At 71.2% G+C, this 20,167-nt stretch carries 17 protein-coding genes and 1 tRNA gene; 5 read left to right on the top strand and 13 right to left on the bottom strand.

Annotated features, from left to right (window positions below):
* Positions 1-4 precede the first annotated feature (4 nt).
* The 3 genes from NGF19_RS10330 to NGF19_RS10320 form a co-directional block, all read right to left on the bottom strand.
* Positions 5-1,087, bottom strand: coding sequence for an ADP-ribosylglycohydrolase family protein (locus tag NGF19_RS10330; RefSeq protein ID WP_252424268.1), 1,083 nt, complete (start codon positions 1,085-1,087; stop codon positions 5-7).
* A 368-nt stretch (positions 1,088-1,455) separates the two neighbouring features.
* The gene (locus NGF19_RS10325) at positions 1,456-2,130 is read right to left on the bottom strand and encodes a lytic polysaccharide monooxygenase auxiliary activity family 9 protein (RefSeq protein ID WP_505016632.1); all 675 of its coding nucleotides are present in this window, start codon (positions 2,128-2,130) and stop codon (positions 1,456-1,458) included.
* Positions 2,131-2,790: 660 nt separating this feature from the next.
* Positions 2,791-2,864, bottom strand: a tRNA-Pro gene (locus NGF19_RS10320).
* Between the two features lie 98 nt (positions 2,865-2,962).
* On the opposite strand from NGF19_RS10320, the gene NGF19_RS10315 reads away from it, so the two are divergent.
* Together NGF19_RS10315 and cobF are read left to right on the top strand one after the other, a co-directional pair.
* The gene (locus tag NGF19_RS10315) at positions 2,963-3,478 is read left to right on the top strand and encodes a DUF309 domain-containing protein (protein WP_252424266.1); all 516 of its coding nucleotides are present in this window, start codon (positions 2,963-2,965) and stop codon (positions 3,476-3,478) included.
* A gap of 45 nt (positions 3,479-3,523) precedes the next feature.
* Positions 3,524-4,312, top strand: coding sequence for a precorrin-6A synthase (deacetylating) (gene cobF / locus NGF19_RS10310; RefSeq protein WP_252424264.1), 789 nt, complete (start codon positions 3,524-3,526; stop codon positions 4,310-4,312).
* A 3-nt stretch (positions 4,313-4,315) separates the two neighbouring features.
* On the opposite strand, the gene NGF19_RS10305 is transcribed toward cobF, so the two are convergent.
* Positions 4,316-5,062, bottom strand: a complete 747-nt coding sequence (locus NGF19_RS10305) for a cobalt-precorrin-6A reductase (RefSeq protein ID WP_252424262.1) — start codon at positions 5,060-5,062, stop codon at positions 4,316-4,318.
* 74 nt (positions 5,063-5,136) lie between these two features.
* On the opposite strand from NGF19_RS10305, the gene NGF19_RS10300 reads away from it, so the two are divergent.
* Positions 5,137-5,913 carry an HAD-IIA family hydrolase gene (locus tag NGF19_RS10300; RefSeq protein WP_252424260.1) on the top strand — a complete coding sequence of 259 codons (777 nt, stop codon included), beginning with the start codon at positions 5,137-5,139 and terminating at the stop codon, positions 5,911-5,913.
* 14 nt (positions 5,914-5,927) lie between these two features.
* Here the strand turns inward: NGF19_RS10300 and NGF19_RS10295 are convergent, their stop codons facing one another.
* The 8 genes from NGF19_RS10295 to NGF19_RS10260 form a co-directional block, all read right to left on the bottom strand.
* A complete protein-coding gene (locus tag NGF19_RS10295) occupies positions 5,928-6,707 on the bottom strand; it encodes a sulfite exporter TauE/SafE family protein (RefSeq protein ID WP_252424258.1) in 780 nt (259 codons plus the stop codon).
* Between the two features lie 106 nt (positions 6,708-6,813).
* The gene (locus NGF19_RS10290; RefSeq protein WP_252424256.1) at positions 6,814-8,007 is read right to left on the bottom strand and encodes a thiolase family protein; all 1,194 of its coding nucleotides are present in this window, start codon (positions 8,005-8,007) and stop codon (positions 6,814-6,816) included.
* A gap of 147 nt (positions 8,008-8,154) precedes the next feature.
* Positions 8,155-8,331, bottom strand: a complete 177-nt coding sequence (locus tag NGF19_RS10285; RefSeq protein ID WP_252424254.1) for a hypothetical protein — start codon at positions 8,329-8,331, stop codon at positions 8,155-8,157.
* Between the two features lie 519 nt (positions 8,332-8,850).
* Entirely contained in the window at positions 8,851-9,540 is a 690-nt protein-coding gene (locus NGF19_RS10280; protein WP_252424253.1) for a nucleotidyltransferase domain-containing protein, read from the bottom strand.
* A gap of 183 nt (positions 9,541-9,723) precedes the next feature.
* Positions 9,724-9,957, bottom strand: a complete 234-nt coding sequence (locus tag NGF19_RS10275) for a hypothetical protein (RefSeq protein ID WP_252424251.1) — start codon at positions 9,955-9,957, stop codon at positions 9,724-9,726.
* Positions 9,958-10,056: 99 nt separating this feature from the next.
* The gene (locus NGF19_RS10270; protein ID WP_252424249.1) at positions 10,057-11,532 is read right to left on the bottom strand and encodes an SDR family NAD(P)-dependent oxidoreductase; all 1,476 of its coding nucleotides are present in this window, start codon (positions 11,530-11,532) and stop codon (positions 10,057-10,059) included.
* Between the two features lie 161 nt (positions 11,533-11,693).
* Positions 11,694-13,088, bottom strand: a complete 1,395-nt coding sequence (locus NGF19_RS10265) for a wax ester/triacylglycerol synthase family O-acyltransferase (RefSeq protein WP_252424247.1) — start codon at positions 13,086-13,088, stop codon at positions 11,694-11,696.
* A 120-nt stretch (positions 13,089-13,208) separates the two neighbouring features.
* Complete coding sequence (locus tag NGF19_RS10260; RefSeq protein ID WP_252424245.1) at positions 13,209-15,536, bottom strand: GH92 family glycosyl hydrolase; 2,328 nt, start codon at positions 15,534-15,536, stop codon at positions 13,209-13,211.
* A gap of 274 nt (positions 15,537-15,810) precedes the next feature.
* On the opposite strand from NGF19_RS10260, the gene NGF19_RS10255 reads away from it, so the two are divergent.
* Positions 15,811-16,908, top strand: coding sequence for a DMT family transporter (locus tag NGF19_RS10255; RefSeq protein WP_252424243.1), 1,098 nt, complete (start codon positions 15,811-15,813; stop codon positions 16,906-16,908).
* Here the strand turns inward: NGF19_RS10255 and NGF19_RS10250 are convergent.
* Positions 16,878-18,140, bottom strand: a complete 1,263-nt coding sequence (locus NGF19_RS10250; protein WP_252424241.1) for a transglycosylase family protein — start codon at positions 18,138-18,140, stop codon at positions 16,878-16,880. The two genes, NGF19_RS10255 and NGF19_RS10250, sit on opposite strands and share 31 nt — an antisense overlap.
* 269 nt (positions 18,141-18,409) lie before the next feature.
* Between NGF19_RS10250 and gnd the strand changes: the two genes are divergently transcribed.
* A complete protein-coding gene (gene gnd / locus NGF19_RS10245) occupies positions 18,410-19,849 on the top strand; it encodes an NADP-dependent phosphogluconate dehydrogenase (protein WP_252424239.1) in 1,440 nt (479 codons plus the stop codon).
* The last annotated feature ends 318 nt before the right edge of the window (positions 19,850-20,167 follow it).

Below are 20,167 nucleotides of genomic sequence, written 5' to 3'. Positions count from 1 at the left end.
CGCCTCAGGGCCCCTTCTCTTCCATGGCCTGGGCCTGGACACCGTGGCAGATACGCTGCCACTCGCCGGGTGTCCACACCAGGTCGGGAGCCCGGATCGGCTTGGGGCGCTTGATCGGTACCGTCCGGGGAAAGTCCGCCCGGCTCGCGTCGTCGCCGAGCCGATCCACTTCCAGCCACCCCGGCAGCGGTTCCACCGTGTCGTACCAGGTCTTGGGGATGCCGGGAACACCCAAGCGAGATGCCAGGATTCCACCCACGATCGCGCACGTGGTGTCGACGTCCCCGCCCGCCGAGGCAGTTGCCCACAGCGCGGCCTCGAAGTCGTCGAGGTGTCTTGCCACGCACCAGAGCGTGAACGGCACCGTGTCCACCGCGCTGACGTGACGCCCGTTGCCCAGCCGGTGGGCGGCCAGCTCCACATGCGGCTGACCGGCAAGGTCAAGCGCCTCGGCCACACCGTCGCGGACCTTCCCCGCCGGAGTCAGCTCCACGGCCGGCTGCAACAACTCCTGTGGCGTTATGCGGCGGCCACGACTGCGTACGGCGCAGGCGGCCGCAACCGCGACGGCCACCGCGCCCGCCACAGCCTCCGGGTGAGTGTGCGTGACCTCGGCCGAACGCGCCGCCTGCCAAGCGACCTCCTCCAAATCCACGGCAACCCAGGCCCCCAACGGCGCCACCCGCATCGCCGAGCCGTTACCGAAGGATCCTTGCCCGTCGAACAGCCCGGCCGCGAGATCCCGCCACGAACCGCCCTCGCGGATCTGCCGAAGGAGCCGGTTCATCGCCGGACCGTACCCGCGATCGAAGTCATGCCGCCGTGCGAAAGAATGCGCCAGCTCCCACTGGTCCACCCTGCCCCGCAGCCGCAGCCCGTCGAACACCGAACAGGCCATCTCGGTGTCGTCCGTCCACGGCCACGGACCGGGCGGCAGCCGGCGCTCGTCCAGAGCGGACCGGTTCTCGGGAACGAAGAACTGCGCGCCGAACGCATCACCGACGGCCAATCCAAGAAGTGAGTCACGCGCGGCGGAACGGTGGTCGAAGAGAGGAACGGAGGCTGAGGTAGGAGGCTGATCGGTCATCACCAGACATCATCCCAACTACCGCGACGGCGAACCAGCCGATTCTCTGATGACCGGTCACGTCCGCCGAAGTGGTGGTGTTCTATAGCGAGTTCGACAGTCCCGGCGCGGGTGTCCCACTCGCGTGGGCGGTAGTCGTTGCGGTGGTTGTCTTGCAGTCCTGGCGGACCGGAGCCTACTCGTCGAGAGCTGTCCGAGAGCACCTGCGCGGCCCGCTGATCCATAAGAAAGGCCCTGGCCAGGAACGCAGGTAGCCCCGTGGGGGCAGGGTGACCGCATGGGTCCCCTGCCCCGACGGAGCTCGGTCGGTCGGGCGGCGGGTTACCGGCGCCTGGCAGATGCCGGTGTTGTGTACGGCGCTCCCCGGCTCAGCCGAAGTTCAGGTCGCTGCACCACATGTAGGCCTGGTCGAGGTGCGAGGCCTGCCAGATCACGAACAGGATGTGGTGTCCGGAGTAGCCGGAGGTCTGGATGGGGAACGTGATGTCCTGCGCCGGGGCGTAGCTGCCGGTCTGCGTGATGAAGTCGAGGTTGCCCCAGCCCAGGCTCTGGGTCTTGGGGTTGAAGCCCTGCTTGCTCACGTAGACCTTGAAGTAGTCGGCACCGTGGGAAGCCTGGTCGTGCAGTTGGACCGAGAAGTTGTTGCCGACGGTGGTGGTCTTCCACTCCCCGGGCTTGTTCAGGCTGTCGTTCCTCGAGAGGTTGTTGCTGCAGAGCGTCCCGTCGGGGGTCTTCGCCTCGAACTGGCCACCGAGGCCGTCGCGGAGCGCGCTCATCCAGTTCCACATGGTGTCGGGGTTGGCCTGGAAGGCCTGCCAACACATGGGGTCTTCGGTCTGCATGGCCGGGTTCGTGTGGTCGTTGCCCCACGTCTGCCAGCAGTGGTACGCGCGGGAGGCGGGGTTGACGATGGTGCCGTGAGCCTGAGCGGGGGCCGACCAGGTCAGTGCGCCGACAACCACGGCGAACATCATGACGAGCGCCTGGAGAGGCCGGCGGAGGGACGACCGCGAACGCCCGGTCAACGGAGTCTGTTTGCGCATGCGGGGGGAACTCCTTCCAGTTGCAAGGCTGCCATGGGAGCGCTCCCAACGTACGTCTTCTGAGTGAAATGTCAATGAAGCAAACGGAGTTGATTACAGGGGTGGGCGGCGAGCAGGGCATCTGCCGTGAGCCGGGAGTCAGAACCGTTCTGCCAGGGAGGGGTGTTCGCAGCATGGCAACGGGACCTGGTACCGGCCTGAGGGCTGTCCCGTTCCACAACACGCGAGATCCCAGGTGCCGATGGCGCGCTCCCACTCACCTGGGTCGCCGCCGCGGCCCCGAAGACGCTCACGGACCAGGTGCCGTCACGCTTCCCGGTGGACCATCAGCCAGGCCATGGAGAAGAGGCCTGGCTGATCACGCCCGAGTCCGTTCCACGTTTGCTTGTGCGGCTGTTCCGGACTGGGCTTCCCCGCGGTGAGCGGGCGGCATGGACTGCGGCTCGGCCGCCGCGTCGGAGGACATCGACACCAGCCAGTGGATCTGGACCGTCCGACCACAGACCACTCCCGCCCCCGGCGGGCTGACCGCCAAGGGCACCAAGGGTAAGCGGCCCCGCAAGGTACCCATCGTCGAGGAGATCCGCCTGGTCCCCAAACATGATCAAAGGGCCGTGTCGGATACCTCCGATACGGCCCCTGACCTGCGACTCTTCCGAGTCGGGACGACAGGATTTGAACCTGCGACCCCTTGACCCCCAGTCAAGTGCGCTACCAAGCTGCGCCACGTCCCGGTGCGTTCTCGCGGTGACCCGCGTGATCGCGTGAACAGAACTTTACCGCACTGCGGGGAGTGCCTCGCAGGGGGCCGGAGGCGCGAGAGAATCGGGGTATGAGCGACGCAGTGGGTGGGCGGGGGCGCGACCGGGACAGGGAAGGACGGGCCCGTAACGCGCGGCCGAGGGACGGGCTGGGGCGGCCGTTGCCCTACGGGGCCCAGGGAGTGGCGCGTCAGCCGGAGGGGGTCGTGCGCACCCCGGAGGACACCGTCGCCGAGGCTCAGGCGCTGCTCGCCGCCGGGAAGCCGTTCCACGCGCACGAGGTCTTCGAGGACGCCTGGAAGTCGGGGCCCGACGAGGAGTGTGCGCTGTGGCGGGGGCTCGCCCAGCTCGCGGTCGGTCTCACGCATGCGGCCCGGGGCAACGCGACCGGCGGCGCCCGGCTGCTGCGCCGGGGAGCCGGGGCCGTCGAGGGGTGGGTGGCCGAGACGGGACGGAGCATGCCGTACGGCATGGACACCGGCGCTCTGGTCGGCTGGGCCCGTGAACTGGCCTCGGTCGTGGAGCGGGGTTCGGTCGCCGTGGACGCGCGGGCCTGCTCGCCCCGGCTGCGCGGGGAGTCGTCATAGGGGGCGTGGTGTGGAGTGTCAGTGGCGTACGGCAGACTCGGTGCCGTGCGGAAGATCCATGTCATCGGCATCGGGGCGGGCGACCCCGATCAGCTCACCCTGCAAGCGGTCAAGGCGCTCCGGAGGACGGACGTGTTCTTCGTGCTCGACAAGGGCGAGGTGAAGTCGGACCTCACCCGGCTGCGCCACGACCTTCTCGAGGCGCACCGGCCGGAGGGGGCGTACCGCCTGGTCGAGGCGCGTGACCCGGAGCGCGACCGGACCGCGGGCGGGGCGGCCTACTCCCCCGCCGTCGGCGACTGGCGTTCGGCGCGCGCCGCGCTCTACGAGCGGCTGATCGCCGAGGAGCTGGGCGAGGACGAGAGCGGCGCGTTCCTGGTGTGGGGCGACCCCGCGCTGTACGACAGCACGCTCGGCATCCTGGAGGAGGTACTGGACCGGGGCGCGGTGACGTTCTCGTACGACGTCGTGCCCGGCATCAGCAGTGTCTCGGCGCTCGTCGCGAAGCACCGTACGGGGCTCAACCGGGTGGCCCGGCCCGTCCAGATCACCACGGGCCGCCGGCTCACCGAGAGCTTCCCGGACGGGGTGGACGACGTGGTCGTGATGCTCGACGCCCACCAGGCCTTCCGGCAGTACGCGGACCAGGACATCGACATCTACTGGGGCGCCTACATCGGCACTCCCGACGAGATACTCGTCTCCGGGCCCCTCTCCGAGACCGCCGAGCGCATCGGGCGGCTGCGGGCGGAGGCCCGGGAGCGCAAGGGCTGGATCATGGACACCTATCTGCTGCGCAGGCATCCGCGGGGTGGGGGCGAAGCGGCCGAGTAGCGGTCATTCGGGGGCGAGCCCCAGCCGGGCCAGTGCCCTGGTCACGTCCGGCACCGTGGTCACACCCTCGGGCAGCGGCGGGCGGCGTACGACGACCACGGGCAGTTCGAGTTCCCGCGCGGCCGTGAGTTTGGCCGCCGTCGCCGCGCCACCGCTGTCCTTCGTCACGAGCACGTCGATACGGTGCGCGCGCAGCAGAGCCGTCTCTCCCTCGACCGTGAAGGGCCCGCGGGCCGCGAGTGTCCGCGTGTCCGGCGGCACGGGGGGCTCGGGCGGTTCCACGGACCGTACGACGAAGTGGAGGTCCGCGAGGTGAGCGAAGGCCGCGATCTCCAGGCGGCCGGTGGTGAGGAAGACACGGCGGCCGAGCCTCGGCAGCAGATCAGCGGCTTCGGCGAGCGAGGCCGCCTCGTGCCAGCGGTCCCCGCTGCCCGCGTGCCAACCGGGCCTGCGCAGGACGACGGCGGGCACTCCGGTGAGCGCGGCGGCACGGGCCGCGTTCGCCGTGATGCGGGCGGCGAACGGGTGCGTGGCGTCGACCATCGCGTCCACGCGGTGCGCGCGCAGCCAGGCGGCCAGCCCCTCCGCCCCGCCGAACCCCCCGACGCGTACGTCCCCGTCGACAGGCCCCGGCCGGGAGACCCGCCCCGCCAGGGACGTGGTAACGCGCACACCGGCGCGGGACGCGAGCCGGGCGGCGAGTTCGCGTGCCTCGGTGGTACCGCCGAGGATCAGGACGTGCGAGGGCATGACGTCGAGCGTACGGGTGTCCTGGGTGCGCGCGGCACGGCCCGTGGGCCCACCGCGCTCGTCAGGGTCCCGGCATGGACTCAGTGCGTGCCGTGCTCATCGACATCGACGGTGTCCTCACGGTCTCGTGGCAGCCACTGCCGGGCGCGGTCGAGGCGCTGTGGGAGATCCGCGACCGGGGGCTTCCCGTCGTCCTGCTCACCAACACGACGTCCCGTACGCGCGATTCGATCGCCGCGACGCTCTCGGCGGCCGGATTCCCGGTAGCCGCCGAGGACATCCTCACCGCGCCCGCGGTCACCGCCGCGTACCTCGCCGACCGCTGTCCGGGCGCGCGGTGCTCGCTGCTCAACAGCGGTGACATCCGGGAGGATCTCGCCGGGGTCCGGCTCGTCGAGGGGGACACCGTCCCGGAGGTCGTGATCGTCGGCGGCGCGGGCCCCGAGTTCGGCTACGCCGCGCTCGACCGCGTCTTCGGTCAACTCCGCCAGGGTGCCCGCCTGGTGGCCATGCATCGCAATCTGTACTGGCGCACCGACCGCGGGCTGCGACTCGACACGGGTGCGTTCCTGCTCGGGCTGGAGAAGGCCGCGGGCACGCGGGCGGAGATCACGGGCAAGCCGTCGCCCGCGTTCTTCGAGGCGGCGCTGGCCCATCTCGGAGTCCGTGCCGACCAGGCGTTGATGGTCGGCGACGACATCGAGTCCGATGTCCTCGCGGCGCAGCGCGTCGGTCTCACCGGGGTGCTCGTCAGGACCGGCAAGTATCTGCCGGAGGTCCACCGGGCCGCGAGCGGCGAGCCCGACCACGTCCTCGACTCCTTCGCGGATCTGCCCGCGCTGCTCCGGTAGTGCCGCAACCACCCTCAACGCAGCAGCAGTTGGACGCCGCCGACCACTGTCGCCACGATCACCAGCGCCTCGAACAGGCGCTGGTTGATCCACTTCACCGCCCACTTGCCGAGGAACGCCCCGGGCACCACGAACAGCGCGAGCGCCGCATCCAGCAGCAGCGACCGGCCGTCGATCAGGCCCAGCCCCACGCTGAAGGGCACCTTGGAGACGTTGACGACGAGGAAGAAGAACGCGGAGGTGCCGAGGAAGCCCAGCTTGCGGAACCCGGCGGAGAGGAGGTACATCGACATCACCGGGCCGCCCGCGTTCGCGACCATCGTGGTGAAGCCGCCGAGGACGCCGTAGGAGCGGGCCTTGAGCCGGCCGGCGCTCGTGGTCACCGCTTCGGGTCCGGGTTCCTCGCCTTGGCCCGCGCGTCGGCGGCGCCACAGCGTGACGGAGGCCATCAGCAGCAGGATCGCGCCGATCGAGGTGCGGACGACCGCGTCGTCGGCCCCGGCCAGGAAGAGGGTGCCGAGGACGACACCCACAGCGACGGCCGGGAACAGGCGCCACAGCGTGGGCCAGTGGGCGTGCCGCCGGTAGGTGAGGACCGCGAGGACGTCACCGACGATCAGCACGGGCAGCAGGACGCCGGTCGAGGCGCGGGCGGGCAGGACGGCGGCGAAGATCGCGAGGCTGACCGTGTTGGCGCCGCTCACGGCGGTCTTGGAGAAGCCGACGAGCAGCGCCGCGGCGGCCAGCGCGGCGAAGCCCCACGGGGATATGGTCCAGAGTGTCATCGTGTCCATGGCAAGGGTCGATGCTACGGTCACGCATCCGTCGCCGTGGCAGCCGTCTCACCAGCCGCGCAATACCCTTGCCCTGCAATTCTGTTGACGCTCCGTCAGTTCTCCGTCAGTTCCGCTCGACCAGTACCGCGCTGCCCTGCCCGACGCCCACGCACATCGTCGCAAGGCCACGGGCCGCGCCCGTACGGCGCATGCGGTGGAGCAGGGTCGTCAGGATGCGCGCGCCCGAGCAGCCGAGCGGATGGCCGAGGGCGATGGCGCCGCCGGTCGGGTTGACCAGCTCCGGGTCGATGCCGAGCCGGTCGACGCAGGCGAGGGCCTGTGCGGCGAACGCCTCGTTGAACTCGGCCTCCTGGAGATCGCCGATGGTCCAGCCCGCGCGCGCCAGGGCCTTCTCGGTGGCGGGGACGGGGCCGATGCCCATCACGTCCGGGTGGACACCGGCCGAGGTCCCGGCGATGTACCGGCCGAGGGATTCGAGGCCCAGGTCGTTCAGCGCCTCCTCGCTCACGAGCAGGAGCCCGGCCGCGCCGTCGTTCATGGGCGAGGCGTTGCCCGCGGTGACGGTGCCGCCCTCGCGGAACACCGGCTTGAGGCGGGCGAGCTTCTCGGCCGACGTGTCCTCGCGGACGCATTCGTCGGCGTCGACCACGATGCCGTCCGGCCTGCTCACCGGCAGGAGTTCGGCGTCGAAGCAGCCGTCCTTGCGAGCGGCGGCGGCACGCTGGTGGCTGCGCAGCGCGAAGTCGTCCTGGCGTTCACGCGAGACGCCGTACCGCCCGGCGACCTCCTCGGCGGTCTCCCCCATGGACAGCAGGCCGTGCAGCTCGCGCATCGCCGGGTTGACCAGCCGCCAGCCGAGGCGGGTGTCGGCGGTCTCGACGCGGTGCGGCAGGGCCTCGTCGGGGCGAGGCAGGACGAAGGGGGCGCGGCTCATGGACTCGGAGCCCCCGGCGAGCACGATGTCGGCCTCGCCCGCGGCGATCGTACGGGCGGCCAGGGTCACCGCCTCCAGGCCCGAGGCGCACAGCCGGTTGACGGTGGCGCCCGGTACGGACTCCGGCAGACCGGCGAGGAGGGCGGCCATGCGCGCGACGTTGCGGTTGTCCTCACCGGCTTGGTTGGCGGCGCCCCAGTAGACGTCGTCGATGCGGGCCGGATCGAGGGCGGGCGCGTCGGCGACCAGACCGCGGATGACGGTGGCGGCGAGGTCGTCGGGGCGTACGCAGGACAGAGCGCCGCGCAGTTTGCCGATGGGGGTGCGGCGGGCCGCGGCGAAGTGGACGGTACGCGTACGCACGGAGTACTCCTGACCTGCCTCAGGGTTAATTAGCGCTGCTAGTTTCGGACTATAGTCCGCCGAGCGCCCCGCTGGGAAGGTCCGCGGCTCGGACGACGGAGCCGTGTCACCAGAGGCTGGGCTCTCCGGTGACACGGCCCCGCGAGGTCAGTCGATACTCGGCAGGATATGGGGCTCCGCGAGGTCGTCCTCGTACCCGGCCAGCCGGATGGGGGCCGACCTGGCCCACACCTCCAGGCTGCCGAGCTGCTTCTCCGTCCGGCGTCCCCCGCGCTCCGCACGTTCCTTGGGGCGTTGCTCGCGATTCGTCTTCTCCGGTGTCACCGCGCACTCCTTATGTGTCGGGTAACCCTCGGGACGTAGCCCGGTCTGCCGCTGCGCCTCGGCGTCCGTCGGGTCTGATGTGGAAACAGGTTCGGACGCGGTGGCGCCGGTAACTCCTACGAGAGCAGGCCGTGGTGACCGGCTTGTCCCAGGACGGACCGTGGGTGTGGGTAGGACCCCTTGAAGTTGTCCGTCAAAGACAAGAGTAACCAAATGAGCGGGACCCCGCTCGATGGGGCTGAAACATCTGTGTAAACACCCTGCGACACCCGCGCTCATACGGCCTCATTCTCAACCGATTTGACATCGATCGCCCTCTATCGAGCCACCCGTTCGGCTCAATCATCGAACTGTTCACCGATTCGGAGGCACTGATGTGCGGATCGGCGCACACGGTGCTCAGTTCACCGCCCGCTCGCCCGGCGTGCCGCAGTGCGACCGGCGCGCACCGGCGCACATCAGTCCGGCGCACACGGCGCACGCAGGGCAGGCAGAGCAGGCGCGCAGGGCACGCAGGGCTCATCGCGGCGCGTAGAAGTGCGCGCGGACGCGCCGCAGCCACGCCTCCGCGGCGGCTTCGTCGGGCTGTTGCGGCAGCACCCCACGCGTCTCGTCGAAGGCGTTCTCGAAGGAGCGCAGCAGCGGCCGTGCGACCTCCGCGTCCGCGGCGACGCGCTCGCCGAAGTCGTGGTACTCCTGCGGGTTCTCGACGCGGATCGTCAGCTTCCCGGTGGTGTACAGCTCCAGCCCCTGGTGGCACAGCCGCTTCAGGTGACGGGCGTGCTTGGCGGTGCGTTTGCGGGTGTCCGCGGAGAAGGAGCCGTCGCCGCGGGCTTCGAGACGTCTGAACTGCCGGGTGGCATAGCCGAGATAGGCGTCGCGGACGCGCTGGGCGCACAGGAACGACGTACGGATACCGATCAGTTCGTCGCCGAGCGGTGTGCGTATCTCGCACAACTCGGCCGGGAGCCATACGAGTTCCATGGCGGTCGGATTGCCGCCGAGCGCGAGTCGGCACCACTTCGCGGCTTCGTGCAGCGTGCGGTCCGGGGCCGTGCTGACGTGGGACTCCTTGGGCCGGTGCAGGCCGTGCAGTGCCTCGGTGGGCGCGGCGAACATACCGAGCCGGTCCACATCGGAGCCCTCATGGGCGAGCCCGTACGCGGTCGAACCGACGATGCCGGACAGGAGGACGTGGGGGACGGTCACAAGGGGCCGCCTTCCTCGGGTCGATGGGGTGGAACCGGCGCCGTGGCGTCCATTGTCGTCTCGGACGGCGACGCGGTCACCCGGATTTCCCGACGGTTGGCGGCCGACGGCTCGGGGGTACGCCCCGGAGAACCCGCTCTCCGGGGCGTACCTCCGTCCCAGCAAACCCCCTGCCGCGATCGCTCAGGGGAACAGCGCGATCCCGGCGGCGATCACCACGATGATGCAGAGGATCAGCGCGATGGTGGCCCAGGTCCCGCGGTGCTTCAGCCGCTGTCTGGGCTCGCCGCCGCGTGGTCGGTCCTCCGGCAGGACATGGCCCGGTGGGCGGTCCGTCCGATAGAACTCGTCGTCGCTCGGGTAGACGTTGCGGGGATCCTCGGCGGCGCGTGGATCGATCTCATGTGGTCCGGCCATGGAACTCCTCCCACGGTACTCACCAGGGACCGAGTTCCCGCCCGGCGCCGGGCGACACGTCGAAGGTGCCGCGCCGCCCCTTCCCAGGCCGTTTCGCGCCTACCACTTCCCGGGCGCGTAGTCCTTCAGGAAGACGCCGTACAGGTCCTCGCCCTGCTCGCCGCGCACAATCGGATCGTATACCCGGGCCGCGCCGTCGACGAGGTCGAGCGGGGCGTGGAAGCCCTCGTCCGCCAGGCGCACCTTGTCCGGGTGCGGGCGCTCGTCGGTGATCCAGCCAGTGTCGACGGCGGTCATCAGGATGCGGTCCTTCTCGAACATCTCCTGCGCGCTGGTGCGCGTGAGCATGTTCAGGGCGGCCTTCGCCATGTTGGTGTGCGGATGGCCCGCGCCCTTGTAGCCGCGGGCGAACACGCCCTCCATCGCGGAGACGTTCACGATGTACGTGCGTCGGCCCGAGGAGGCGGCCATGGCGCCACGCAGCCGGCTGATCAGGATGAAGGGCGCCGTGGAGTTGCAGAGTTGCACCTCCAGCAGCTCGATGGGGGTGACCTCCTCCACCGACTGGACCCAGCTGTTGCTGTCGTGCAGGTCGGGCACGAGGCCGCCCGCGTCGATCGCCGTGCCCGCCGCGATGCGTTCCAGCGACGCCGAGCCGGAGACGAGCGCCAGGTCGGTGACGTCCTGGGCGGTGAGTGCGCCGCCCCCGGAGACCGGGAGCGCAGGCACGGCACCGGAGCCGAACGCGCCGATCACCTCGGCCGACGGCAGCTCGCCCGCGGGCAGCGGGCCGGACTCGGCGGACACCAGTTCGCTGTAGGCCTGCGGGGACCGGCGTACGGTCTGCGCCGCGTTGTTGATCAGGATGTCCAGCGGGCCCGCCGCGGCGACCGAGTCGGCCAGCGCCACGACCTGGGCGGGGTCGCGCAGGTCGATGCCGACGATCTTCAGCCGGTGGATCCACTCGTCACTGTCGGGCTGGGCCTTGAAGCGGCGGATCGCGTCGTTCGGGAACCGCGTGGTGATCGTGGTGTGGGCACCGTCACGCAGCAGCCGCAGCGCGATGTACATACCGATCTTGGCGCGGCCACCGGTGAGCAGCGCCCGCTTGCCGGTGAGGTCGGCCCTGGCGTCACGGCGGGCGCGGTTCTCCGTGGCGCACTTCTGGCAGAGCTGGTGGTAGAAGTAGTCGACCTCGACGTACCGCGTCTTGCAGACGTAGCAGGAGCGCGGGCGCTGGAGTATCCCCGCGATCCGGCCGGCCTCGGTGACGGACGACGGCAGGATGCCCTCGGTCTCGTCGTCGATGCGCTGCGCGGAGCCGGTGGCCGTGGCCTCGGTGACCGCCTTGTCGTGGGCGGTCTTGGCGGCGCGGCGCTCCGAGCGGCGGCGCTGCTTGACCATGCGGTAGATGTGCGAGGTGGCCCGGCGCACCTTGACGGCGTCGGGGTGGTCGACCTCGAGCTTGTCGAGTTCTTCGAGCACGCTGAGGCAGACGGCCAGCCGCTCCGGGTCGATGCCGGGGCCGTACGCCACCCCGTCCATGGCCGCCAGGCCGTCCTCAGTCACCGTCATCGCGCTGCCGTTCCTCGTTCACCTGCGCAGCGCTCCGACCGCGCTCGCTTTCGAACGGGGAATTTTACGGAGCCATGAGCCCGGTCTCCAAACCGCGTCCTGCCCGCCCCGGCGGACGGGGCGGGCAGGACGGTGGCGGGGCGGTGGCGGTTCGGGTCCGGTCAGGCGCGGCAGGCCACCAGCAGCGTCTCCACCTCCTCCGTCACCGAGCGGGCGAGGCGGCCGAGGTCCGGCACCGCCCGGCCGTCGGCGACGAGCCCGTAGTGGACCTGGCCGCGGTAGGTCGAGATCGCCACCGCCAGGGACTGGCCGCGGGCCAGCGGGGCGAGCGGGTAGATCTCGGTGAGCGGGTTGCCGCCGAGCCGCAGGCCGAGGCTGGGCAGCGGCACGCTGGTGACCAGGATGTCGAACCAGAGCCGGGCGGCCTGGCTGACCAGGGGGCCACCCAGGCGGTGCCCCAGCGCGGGGACGTGGTCGGCGAGCAGGGCGACCGCGCCCGCGCCCCGGTTGGGCCCCGCGTCCTTGTTGCGGTCCATGGCGGTGCGCACCGTGCTCAGCCGCGTGAGCGGGTCGGGGTCGTCGACCGGGAGCCGTATCAGATACCCGGAGAGCCGGTTGCCCTGTGGCTGGGCGCTGCGCGGCCGGCGTCTGGAGACGGGGATCAGGGCGCGGGGCGCGACGCCCGCGCTGCCGTCGCCGCGCTCGTTCAGCCAGCGGCGCAGGGCGCCCGCGACGACGGCGATGAGGACGTCGTTGACGGTGCCGCCCGCCGACTTGCGTACCCGGTGCACCTCGTCGAGGTCGACGAGGACTCCGGCGGTGCGGCGGGTGCCGCTGGGCTCGGAGGTGAAGGCGGACGAGGAGCGCATGCCGAGCGTGGACAGGGCGACGGAGGCGCCGATGTCCAGGGCGCGGCCCATGTCCGAGAGGGTGCCGCGGAGCAGTCCGGGGAGCTTGCGGACGTCGGGCAGGAGTCCGCGGGCCGGTTCCGGGGGGCGGGGCCGGGGCTCCGGCAGGTCCATCGGGTCCATGATCGCGGCGGCGAGCGTCAGGGCGCGCAGACCGTCGGCGAGCGCGTGGTGGAACTTGAAGAGGACCGCGAAGGACGTGCCCGACTCCCCCGGCAGGACATGTGCCTCCCAGGGCGGTCGCCCGCGCTCCAGCGGGCGTTCCAGGAGGCGGCCCGCGGCGTCGTGGAAGTCCGCGGTGGGGGCGTGGAGTCGTACGTGGTCGAGCGGGTCGAAGTCGGGGACCGGTTCCCGGGCCGCGCCGCCGAGGGCGAGCGGGAGCCGTACCTCGGCGAGGTCGCGCGGGGCGCGGACGTCCGGCAGCCAGACGTCGCGGATCCGCATGCGCAGCCCCGGCACGGCGGCGGCCCGGACCGCCAGCAGGTCGGCGGCGTGGGCGCCAGCGGTCGGCGAGTGACAGGTGAAGACGCCGAGGGCACCGAGGTGCATCGGATGCCGGTCGGACTCGATGTTCCAGAAGCAGAGGTCGAGGGGTGCGAGCAGGTCAGAAGTCCAAGGCTTGCCTCGCGTCGACGGGGTGGGAAGCAAGGATCAACCTCCGACGGACGATTACGGTCAAGTACGATCAGGCTACGTACAGTTAACGGCAGATGAAGTCCCGCCTCTCCGGGAGAGCCCGGGAGAGACGGGACCTGTCGGGGCGCTGAGTCACTTCAGCGCAGGTGGCGCGGCATCGGGCCCCGTTCCCCACTCGGACGGCCGCGCGCCGACCGTGAACTCCAGCGCACCCGGACGGCGGAGCACGTCGGTCGTGACGTACGTGCGGTCGTAGGCCGCTCCGCCGACCCGCACGCCCTGGATGTACCGGTTGCCGTCGGAGGCGCCGGGCGCGGTGATGGTCAGCCTCCCGCGCGGGTAGTAGGCGCGGTCCAGGGCCAGGTCGACCCGGTCGAAGACGGGCGTCGTCAGACCCCAGGTGGGGTAGCCGGGCTGAACTGGGAAGATGCCGATGGACGACAACACGTTCCACGCGGACATCGTTCCGAGGTCGTCGTTGCCGGTCATACCGGTGGGCCCGTCCGTGAACAGCGTCAGCGCCGCGTGCACCACGTCCGTCGTCTTCCAGGGGCGGCCGGTCCACAGGTACGCGTACGGCGCGATCAGGTCGGGCTCGTTCTGCGGGTTGTACTTGTCCGCGTTGTAGTAGGCGTACGGGCCGTTCACCCACACCTCGCGCGCGGTCCTCGCCGGGTCCTTCAGGAGCCGGTCGTAGGCGAAGAAGGCGTCGAGGCGGGCGTCGGCCGCCTGCTCGCCGCCGATCAGGCCGATCATGTCGCGCAGGTCCTGCGGCACCAGCCACTGGTACTGCCAGGCCGTGCCCTCGTGGAAGCCCTCGCTGCGGGCCGGGTCGGCCGGTCCGGCGAAGGCGCCGGAGATGTCCCGGGCGCGGACGAAGCCGGTCGAGCGGTCGAAGACGTTGCGGTAGTTCCGCGACCGGGCGGCATAGCGCGCCGCGTCCGCGGTGTGGCCCAGCTTCCGCGCCATCTGCGCGAGCATCGCGTCGGACAGCGCGTACTCCAGCGTCACCGAACCACCGTGGTGGTAGTCGGAGTCACCGGGCTTGGCGTACGGACGTCCCTTGACGAAGGGGGCGAAGCCGTGCGCGAGGTACTCGCGGTTGGACTCCCGGCCGGTGTACATGGTGTCGGCGGGCGGCACACCGTCGGCGTTCTTCCTGAGCGCGCGGTAGACCCGCTCCTCGTACCCCTTGAGCAGTCCCTGCTGGTAGACGCCTGTGAGGAACGGGGTGACCGGGTCGCCGCTCATGATGTTCGTCTCGACCGGGCCGTAGCCCCACTTGGGCAGCCAGCCGCCCTCCTCGTCGACCTCGAGCAGCGAGAGCGCCATGTCGCGTGACTCGTGCGGCGCGAGCAGGGACAGGAGTTGGGCCTGGGTGCGGTAGGTGTCCCACAGCGACCAGTTCTGGTAGTACGTGAACCCCCGCGCCCGGTGGGTCTTCTGGTCCCAGCCCTTGTAGCGGCCGTCGGCGTCGCTGCCGATGTTCGGGGCGAGGAAGGACCGGTACAGGGACGAGTAGAAGGTGGTGCGCAGGGTGTCTCCGCCGCCCTGGACCCTCACGTCGCCCAGCCGGTCCTCCCAGGCGCGGCGAGCGGCCTCCCGTACCTGGGAGAACGAACGCCCTTGCGTGGCAGCGAGGTTGACCTCGGCGCCGCGCGCGTCGACGTAGGACAGCGCGGTGGTCGCCTCGACCGTACGGTCGCTCGTCGTGTCGAACGTGACGTAGGCGCCGTTGGGTCCGGGGCCCGACGATCTGGTCGCGCCCCGGGTGATCGAGTCCTGGTACCACGTGCCGTGCGCGGTGAACGGGCGGTCGAAGCGGGTGAGCGTGTACACCGTGTAGGGGCGGGTGGAGCGGCAGAAGCCACTGCCGGTGATCTTGGTGCGTACGGTGCGGTCGTCGAGGATCTCGACCGTGGAGGAGACGTTCTTGTGCAGTGACTGACCGGTGTTGAGCAGCACGTTGGCCTTGTCGGTGGCCGGGAACGTGTAACGCTGCACGCCCGCCCGTTCGGTGGCGGTCAGTCGGGCCTCGATGCCGGAGTCGAGGCGGACCTGGTAGAAGCCGGGGCTCGCCTGCTCGTGCGCGTGGCTGAACCCGGCCGCGTACTTGGAGTAGTCGGTCTCGGTGACGTCGCCCGTCGTGGGCAGCACGGGCAGGTCGCCGCCGATGGGGCAGCCGACGCCGGAGAGATGGACCAGGGAGAAGCCGCGGATCGTGTGCTGCCCGTAGTCGTAGCCGGTTCTGTGCCCGGTGTCCGGTGAGAACTGCACCATGCCGAAGGGCACGGTGGCGCCCGGGAAGGTGTTGCCTTCGTGCTGGGTGCCGATGAAGGGGTTGACCAGGTCGGTGAGGCTGCCGCCGGTCGGCTCGGCCTGGGCCGCCCGCAGCGGGAACAGCGCCGTGGCGGCCACCGTGCCCGCGACGGCGAGGCGCAGGCACCGGGTCCATCTCATCTCGGAAGACCTCCGGAAGATCGACATCGTTGCCCTCATGGTGCTGGCGCCCCGTCAGCTTTCAGCGCAACCCGAGGAGTTGGGCGCCGTCGCGTCGCGGACGCGGCCCGTCCCTCTTCCCCCCTTCCGGCCACGGGGGGTCATCCCGTAGTACTCCATCGGCAGTACGACCCAATGCGGCCTCAGGTACGACGACGGGGACGGCGGCGCACGGCATCGTGTGGGGTATGGGATACGACCGCCTGCCGTGCCGCCTCACGTCGAGGAGCCGCTCATGAGCGCCCTCGCGCTGTCCATGCTGCTGTCGCTCGTCTCCGCCGTGGCCTACGCGGGCGGAGCGATCGTGCAGGAGCGGGTGGCCGCGTCCTCGCCGGGGCAGCGCTTCGCTCCGCTGCGCCGGCTCGGCTGGTGGACCGCCGTGCTGTTGAACGGTCTCGGCGCGCTGCTGCATGTGGTGGCGCTCGCCTACGGTCCGTTGAGCCTGGTCCAGCCGCTGGGCGCGCTCACCATCGTGTTCGCGCTGCCGATGGCGGCCCTGTTCGCGGGTCGCGGGGCCGGGGCGACCGCCTGGCGGGGTGCCGTCATGGCGACGGTCGGGCTGGCGGGCCTGCTCTCCCTGGTCGTCGCGTCCGACGCGCGGTCGCTGAACGACGCACAGCGGGTGCTGCTGGCCCTGGTCACGGTCGGCGGCATCGTGACACTGATGGCCGCGGCCCGCGCCGCGCACCGGCATCCGGTGGTGCGCAGTGTGCTGCTGGCGGTGGCGTCCGGTGTCGCGTTCGGGATGGCGTCGGTGTTCACGAAGACGGTCGCGGTGGACTGGACGAGCGGGGTCTCGCTCGACGATCTGCCCAGCCTGGCGGTGATAGGCGTCCTCGCGACGGCCGGCATGCTGCTGTCGCAGGCCTCCTACCGCGGCGCGGGCCTCGCGGCGCCGCTGGCCACGCTGACGGTCATGAACCCGGTGGTGGCGGCAGCGGTGGGCATCGTCCTGTTCGGGGAGTCCTTCCGCTACGGGACCACGGGCACGGCGCTCGCGCTCGGCAGCGGTGTCCTCGCCGCGGGCGGGCTGATCCTGCTGACCACGGAGCGGATCAGCGGCGAGCGGCGGCCGGTGGTGGCGGCCGGGCCCCTCGCGGAGCCCGCTGTCACCGAACCCGCCGAGCAGCCTCCGACACCGATGCGTGTCCCTCCTCAGGGCAGCGGCGGGGTCGCCCACCGCGCCCGGCCGCCGTTGCCGTACTGCCCGGTCCACGGCGGCCTGTTGGTGCCGGTGCCCACGCTGGAGCGGCGTCGGTCACGGGTCAGGGCCGGTGCGCGCCGCGTCCTCGTCCGGGGGCGTCAGACCCCGGCGCCGCCTGCCCGGAGATAGGCGAGCGGGTCGATGTCGCTGCCGAAGTCGGGGCCCGTACGCACTTCGAAGTGCAGGTGCGGGCCGGTGCTGTTGCCCGTGGAGCCGGAGCGGGCGATGCGCTGACCGGCCGCCACGCTCTGCCCGCTCTTCACGGAGATCGCCGACAGATGGGCGTACTGCGTGTAGTGACCGTCGGCGTGCCGAAGGACCACCTGATAGCCGAAGGAACCGCCCCACCCGGCGCTGACCACATGCCCGGCCGCCACCGCCTTCACGGACGTGCCGGTGGGCACGGGGAAGTCGACGCCGGTGTGGTAGCCCTTCGACCAGGAGGAACCCGTGGCGTGGTACGGCGTGCCCGTTCCGGCGCTCACCGGAGCGGACAGGGCGTGGGTGGTGGCCCGCTCCGAAGTCCGCTTCTGCGGCGTCGACTTGTGGGGCTTGGGTGCCGACTTGTGGGGCTTGTCGGGCGACTTCTGGGTAGGCGCGCTCGGCTTGTGAGGCTTGGCGGGGGACTTCTGGCTCGGTGTGGAGGACTTCTGCTTCGGCGCGGGCGTCGATGTTGCGGGGTGTCCCGTGGCCTTGTCGCGCAGGTGGAGCCGCTGTCCCGGCAGGATCAGGTCCGGGTCCGCGCCGATCGCCTCACGGTTGGCGGAGTACAGCCGCTGCCAACCGCCCCTGACCCGCTGGTCGTCGGCGATACCGGAGAGCGTGTCACCGCGTACGACCGTGTACATCTCGGCCGTGCCCGCCTGTGACTGTGGTGTGGTCTGCGGGGTGACGTCACGCACGGAGCGTTTGACGGGCTGGACGGTGTGCGGGGAGGAGCTTCGCTGCTCGGGTCCGGGGGCCGTGGCGGTGCGCGTCTCCCCGCTCGGGCTGAGGCCCGCGCGGGTCGAACACACGGGCCAGGCTCGGGGGCCCTGTCCCTTGAGGACCTTCTCGGCCACGGCGATCTGCTGGTCCCTGGTGGCCAGATCCGCGCGGTGGGCGTACGCCGTTCCGCCGTAGGCCTCCCAGGTGGACTGCGTGAACTGGAGCCCCCCGTAGTAGCCGTTGCCGGTGTTGGTGTTCCAGTTGTGGCTCGACTCGCAGGCGGCGACCTTGTTCCAGGTGTCCGCGTCGGCCGCGTGTGCGATGCCGGCGCCGATGAGCGGGATCGCCACGCCCGCGCTGCCCACCGTCACGGTGAGCGAGGCGCGGTTGATCCTGGTCGGCTGGTACCGGCGGTGCCGGCCGCGTGCGGCCATCGAGACCCCCTCGACATGTGTCAGAAGGGGCAAAAGCTAGCGGTGCGGCGCGGCTGTGACAAGACGCCGGTCGGCCTCTCTCGCGCGTCAACCGGCCGGTGTTCAGCCGTGGTTGACGCCGTCGGGAAGCGGCGGGAGCGGGCGAGGGCCTTCCCGACGCGCGGACCTCCCGAATGCGAGGGCGATACCGGCACGTCACGCCGGTCACCGGACCATACTGACGGCACAACCGTCACTGCTCGATCCACGATCTCTAGGAGCCAACCGTAATGAGCACGTCAGCCCAGATCGGTGTCTCGGGGCTCGCGGTCATGGGCCGCAACCTCGCCCGCAACTTCGCGCGCAACGGCTACACGGTCGCGCTGCACAACCGGACCGCGTCCCGCACACACGATCTCATCAAGGAATTCGGACACGAGGGCGACTTCGTGCCGACCGAGAGCGCGGAGGACTTCGTGGCGGCGCTGGAGCGGCCCCGACGTCTGATGATCATGGTGAAGGCGGGCGCGCCGACCGACGCCGTGATCCAGGAGTTCGCCCGGCTCCTGGAGCCGGGCGACATGATCATCGACGGCGGCAACGCGCACTTCGCGGACACCCGCCGCCGGGAGAGGGAGCTGCGCGAGCGGGGCATCCACTTCGTGGGCACCGGTGTCTCCGGCGGAGAGGAGGGCGCGCTGCACGGGCCGAGCATCATGCCGGGCGGCTCGACCGAGTCCTACGCCTCCCTCGGCCCGATGCTGGAGAAGATCTCCGCGAAGGCGAAGGACGGCGCGCCGTGCGTGACCCACGTCGGTCCCGACGGCGCCGGTCACTTCGTGAAGATGGTCCACAACGGCATCGAGTACGCCGACATGCAACTGATCGGCGAGGCCTACCAGTTGCTGCGCGATGTCGCCGGACGCACCCCCGCGCAGATCGCGGAGATCTTCCGCACCTGGAACACCGGCCGCCTGGACTCGTATCTGATCGAGATCACCGCCGAGGTGCTCTCCCATGTCGACGCGGCCACGGGCGCGCCGTTCGTGGACGTGGTCCTGGACCAGGCGGAGCAGAAGGGCACCGGCCGCTGGACCGTGCAGATCGCGCTGGATCTCGGGGTGCCGGTGTCGGGTATCGCGGAGGCGGTGTTCGCCCGCTCGCTGTCCGGGCACGCGGCGCTGCGCGAGGCCTCGCGCGGCCTCGCCGGGCCGCGGCCCGCGCCGATGGGCGAGGCGGAGGCGGCGGCCTTCGCGGACCGTGTGGAGCAGGCGCTGTACGCCTCGAAGATCGTGTCCTACACCCAGGGCTTCCATGAGATCGCCGCGGGCAGCGAGGAGTACGGCTGGCACATCGACCTCGGCAAGGTGGCGTCGATCTGGCGTGGCGGCTGCATCATCCGCGCGGCCTTCCTGGACCGCATCCGCGCCGCCTACGACGCTCGGGCGGATCTGCCGAGCCTGCTGTCGGACAAGACGTTCGCGCAGGAGATCGCGGACGCACAGGACGACTGGCGCGAGGTCCTGGTCGCGGCGACCCGCCAGGGCGTTCCGGCGCCCGGTTTCGCCGCGGCGCTCGCGTACTACGACGCCCTGCGCGCCGAGCGGCTGCCCGCCGCGCTCACCCAGGGGCAGCGGGACTTCTTCGGGGCGCACACGTACCGGCGGACGGACCGCGCGGGGTCGTATCACACGCTGTGGGGCGGGGATCGTTCGGAGGTCGAGGCGTAGAGGGCGTGTCCGGCGCATGAGGGTGGCCCGGCGCGCCGGGCCACCTGTGCTGCTCCGAGCGGGCCGTCCTCACTTCACCGGCGGCCCCGGTTCGGGCTCCGGGACGGGGTCCGGGCCCGGTGGCCGAGGGATCGGGGACGGGGGCGGCTCTGGGGTGGGGGGCGGTTGCGGGCCGGGTTCCGGGACCGGCTGCGGTTGGTCGGGGCCGGGTCCTGGCGGGGGCCCCGGTGGGGGCGGTGGGGGTGCGGGGACCGGTTCGGGGGCCGGCTCCGGCTCGGGGCCCGGGGTCGGTCCCGGTCCGGGGGGTGGTCCCGGCTG

It is taken from the genome of Streptomyces macrolidinus, assembly GCF_023887685.1.
GTDB lineage: Bacteria > Actinomycetota > Actinomycetes > Streptomycetales > Streptomycetaceae > Streptomyces > Streptomyces macrolidinus.
The sequence above is the reverse complement of the archived record's forward strand: the minus strand, read 5'-3'. Positions and strand labels throughout refer to the sequence as shown.

Coding starts and splice junctions, on each gene's coding strand:
- NGF19_RS10330 (WP_252424268.1), bottom strand. CDS start 1,087: ATGACCGATCAGCCTCCTACCTCAGCCTCCGTTCCTCTCTTCGACCAC.
- NGF19_RS10325 (WP_505016632.1), bottom strand. CDS start 2,130: ATGCGCAAACAGACTCCGTTGACCGGGCGTTCGCGGTCGTCCCTCCGC.
- NGF19_RS10315 (WP_252424266.1), top strand. CDS start 2,963: ATGAGCGACGCAGTGGGTGGGCGGGGGCGCGACCGGGACAGGGAAGGA.
- NGF19_RS10305 (WP_252424262.1), bottom strand. CDS start 5,062: ATGCCCTCGCACGTCCTGATCCTCGGCGGTACCACCGAGGCACGCGAA.
- NGF19_RS10300 (WP_252424260.1), top strand. CDS start 5,137: ATGGACTCAGTGCGTGCCGTGCTCATCGACATCGACGGTGTCCTCACG.
- NGF19_RS10295 (WP_252424258.1), bottom strand. CDS start 6,707: ATGGACACGATGACACTCTGGACCATATCCCCGTGGGGCTTCGCCGCG.
- NGF19_RS10275 (WP_252424251.1), bottom strand. CDS start 9,957: ATGGCCGGACCACATGAGATCGATCCACGCGCCGCCGAGGATCCCCGC.
- NGF19_RS10270 (WP_252424249.1), bottom strand. CDS start 11,532: ATGACGGTGACTGAGGACGGCCTGGCGGCCATGGACGGGGTGGCGTAC.
- NGF19_RS10260 (WP_252424245.1), bottom strand. CDS start 15,536: ATGAGATGGACCCGGTGCCTGCGCCTCGCCGTCGCGGGCACGGTGGCC.
- NGF19_RS10255 (WP_252424243.1), top strand. CDS start 15,811: ATGAGCGCCCTCGCGCTGTCCATGCTGCTGTCGCTCGTCTCCGCCGTG.
- NGF19_RS10250 (WP_252424241.1), bottom strand. CDS start 18,140: ATGGCCGCACGCGGCCGGCACCGCCGGTACCAGCCGACCAGGATCAAC.
- gnd (WP_252424239.1), top strand. CDS start 18,410: ATGAGCACGTCAGCCCAGATCGGTGTCTCGGGGCTCGCGGTCATGGGC.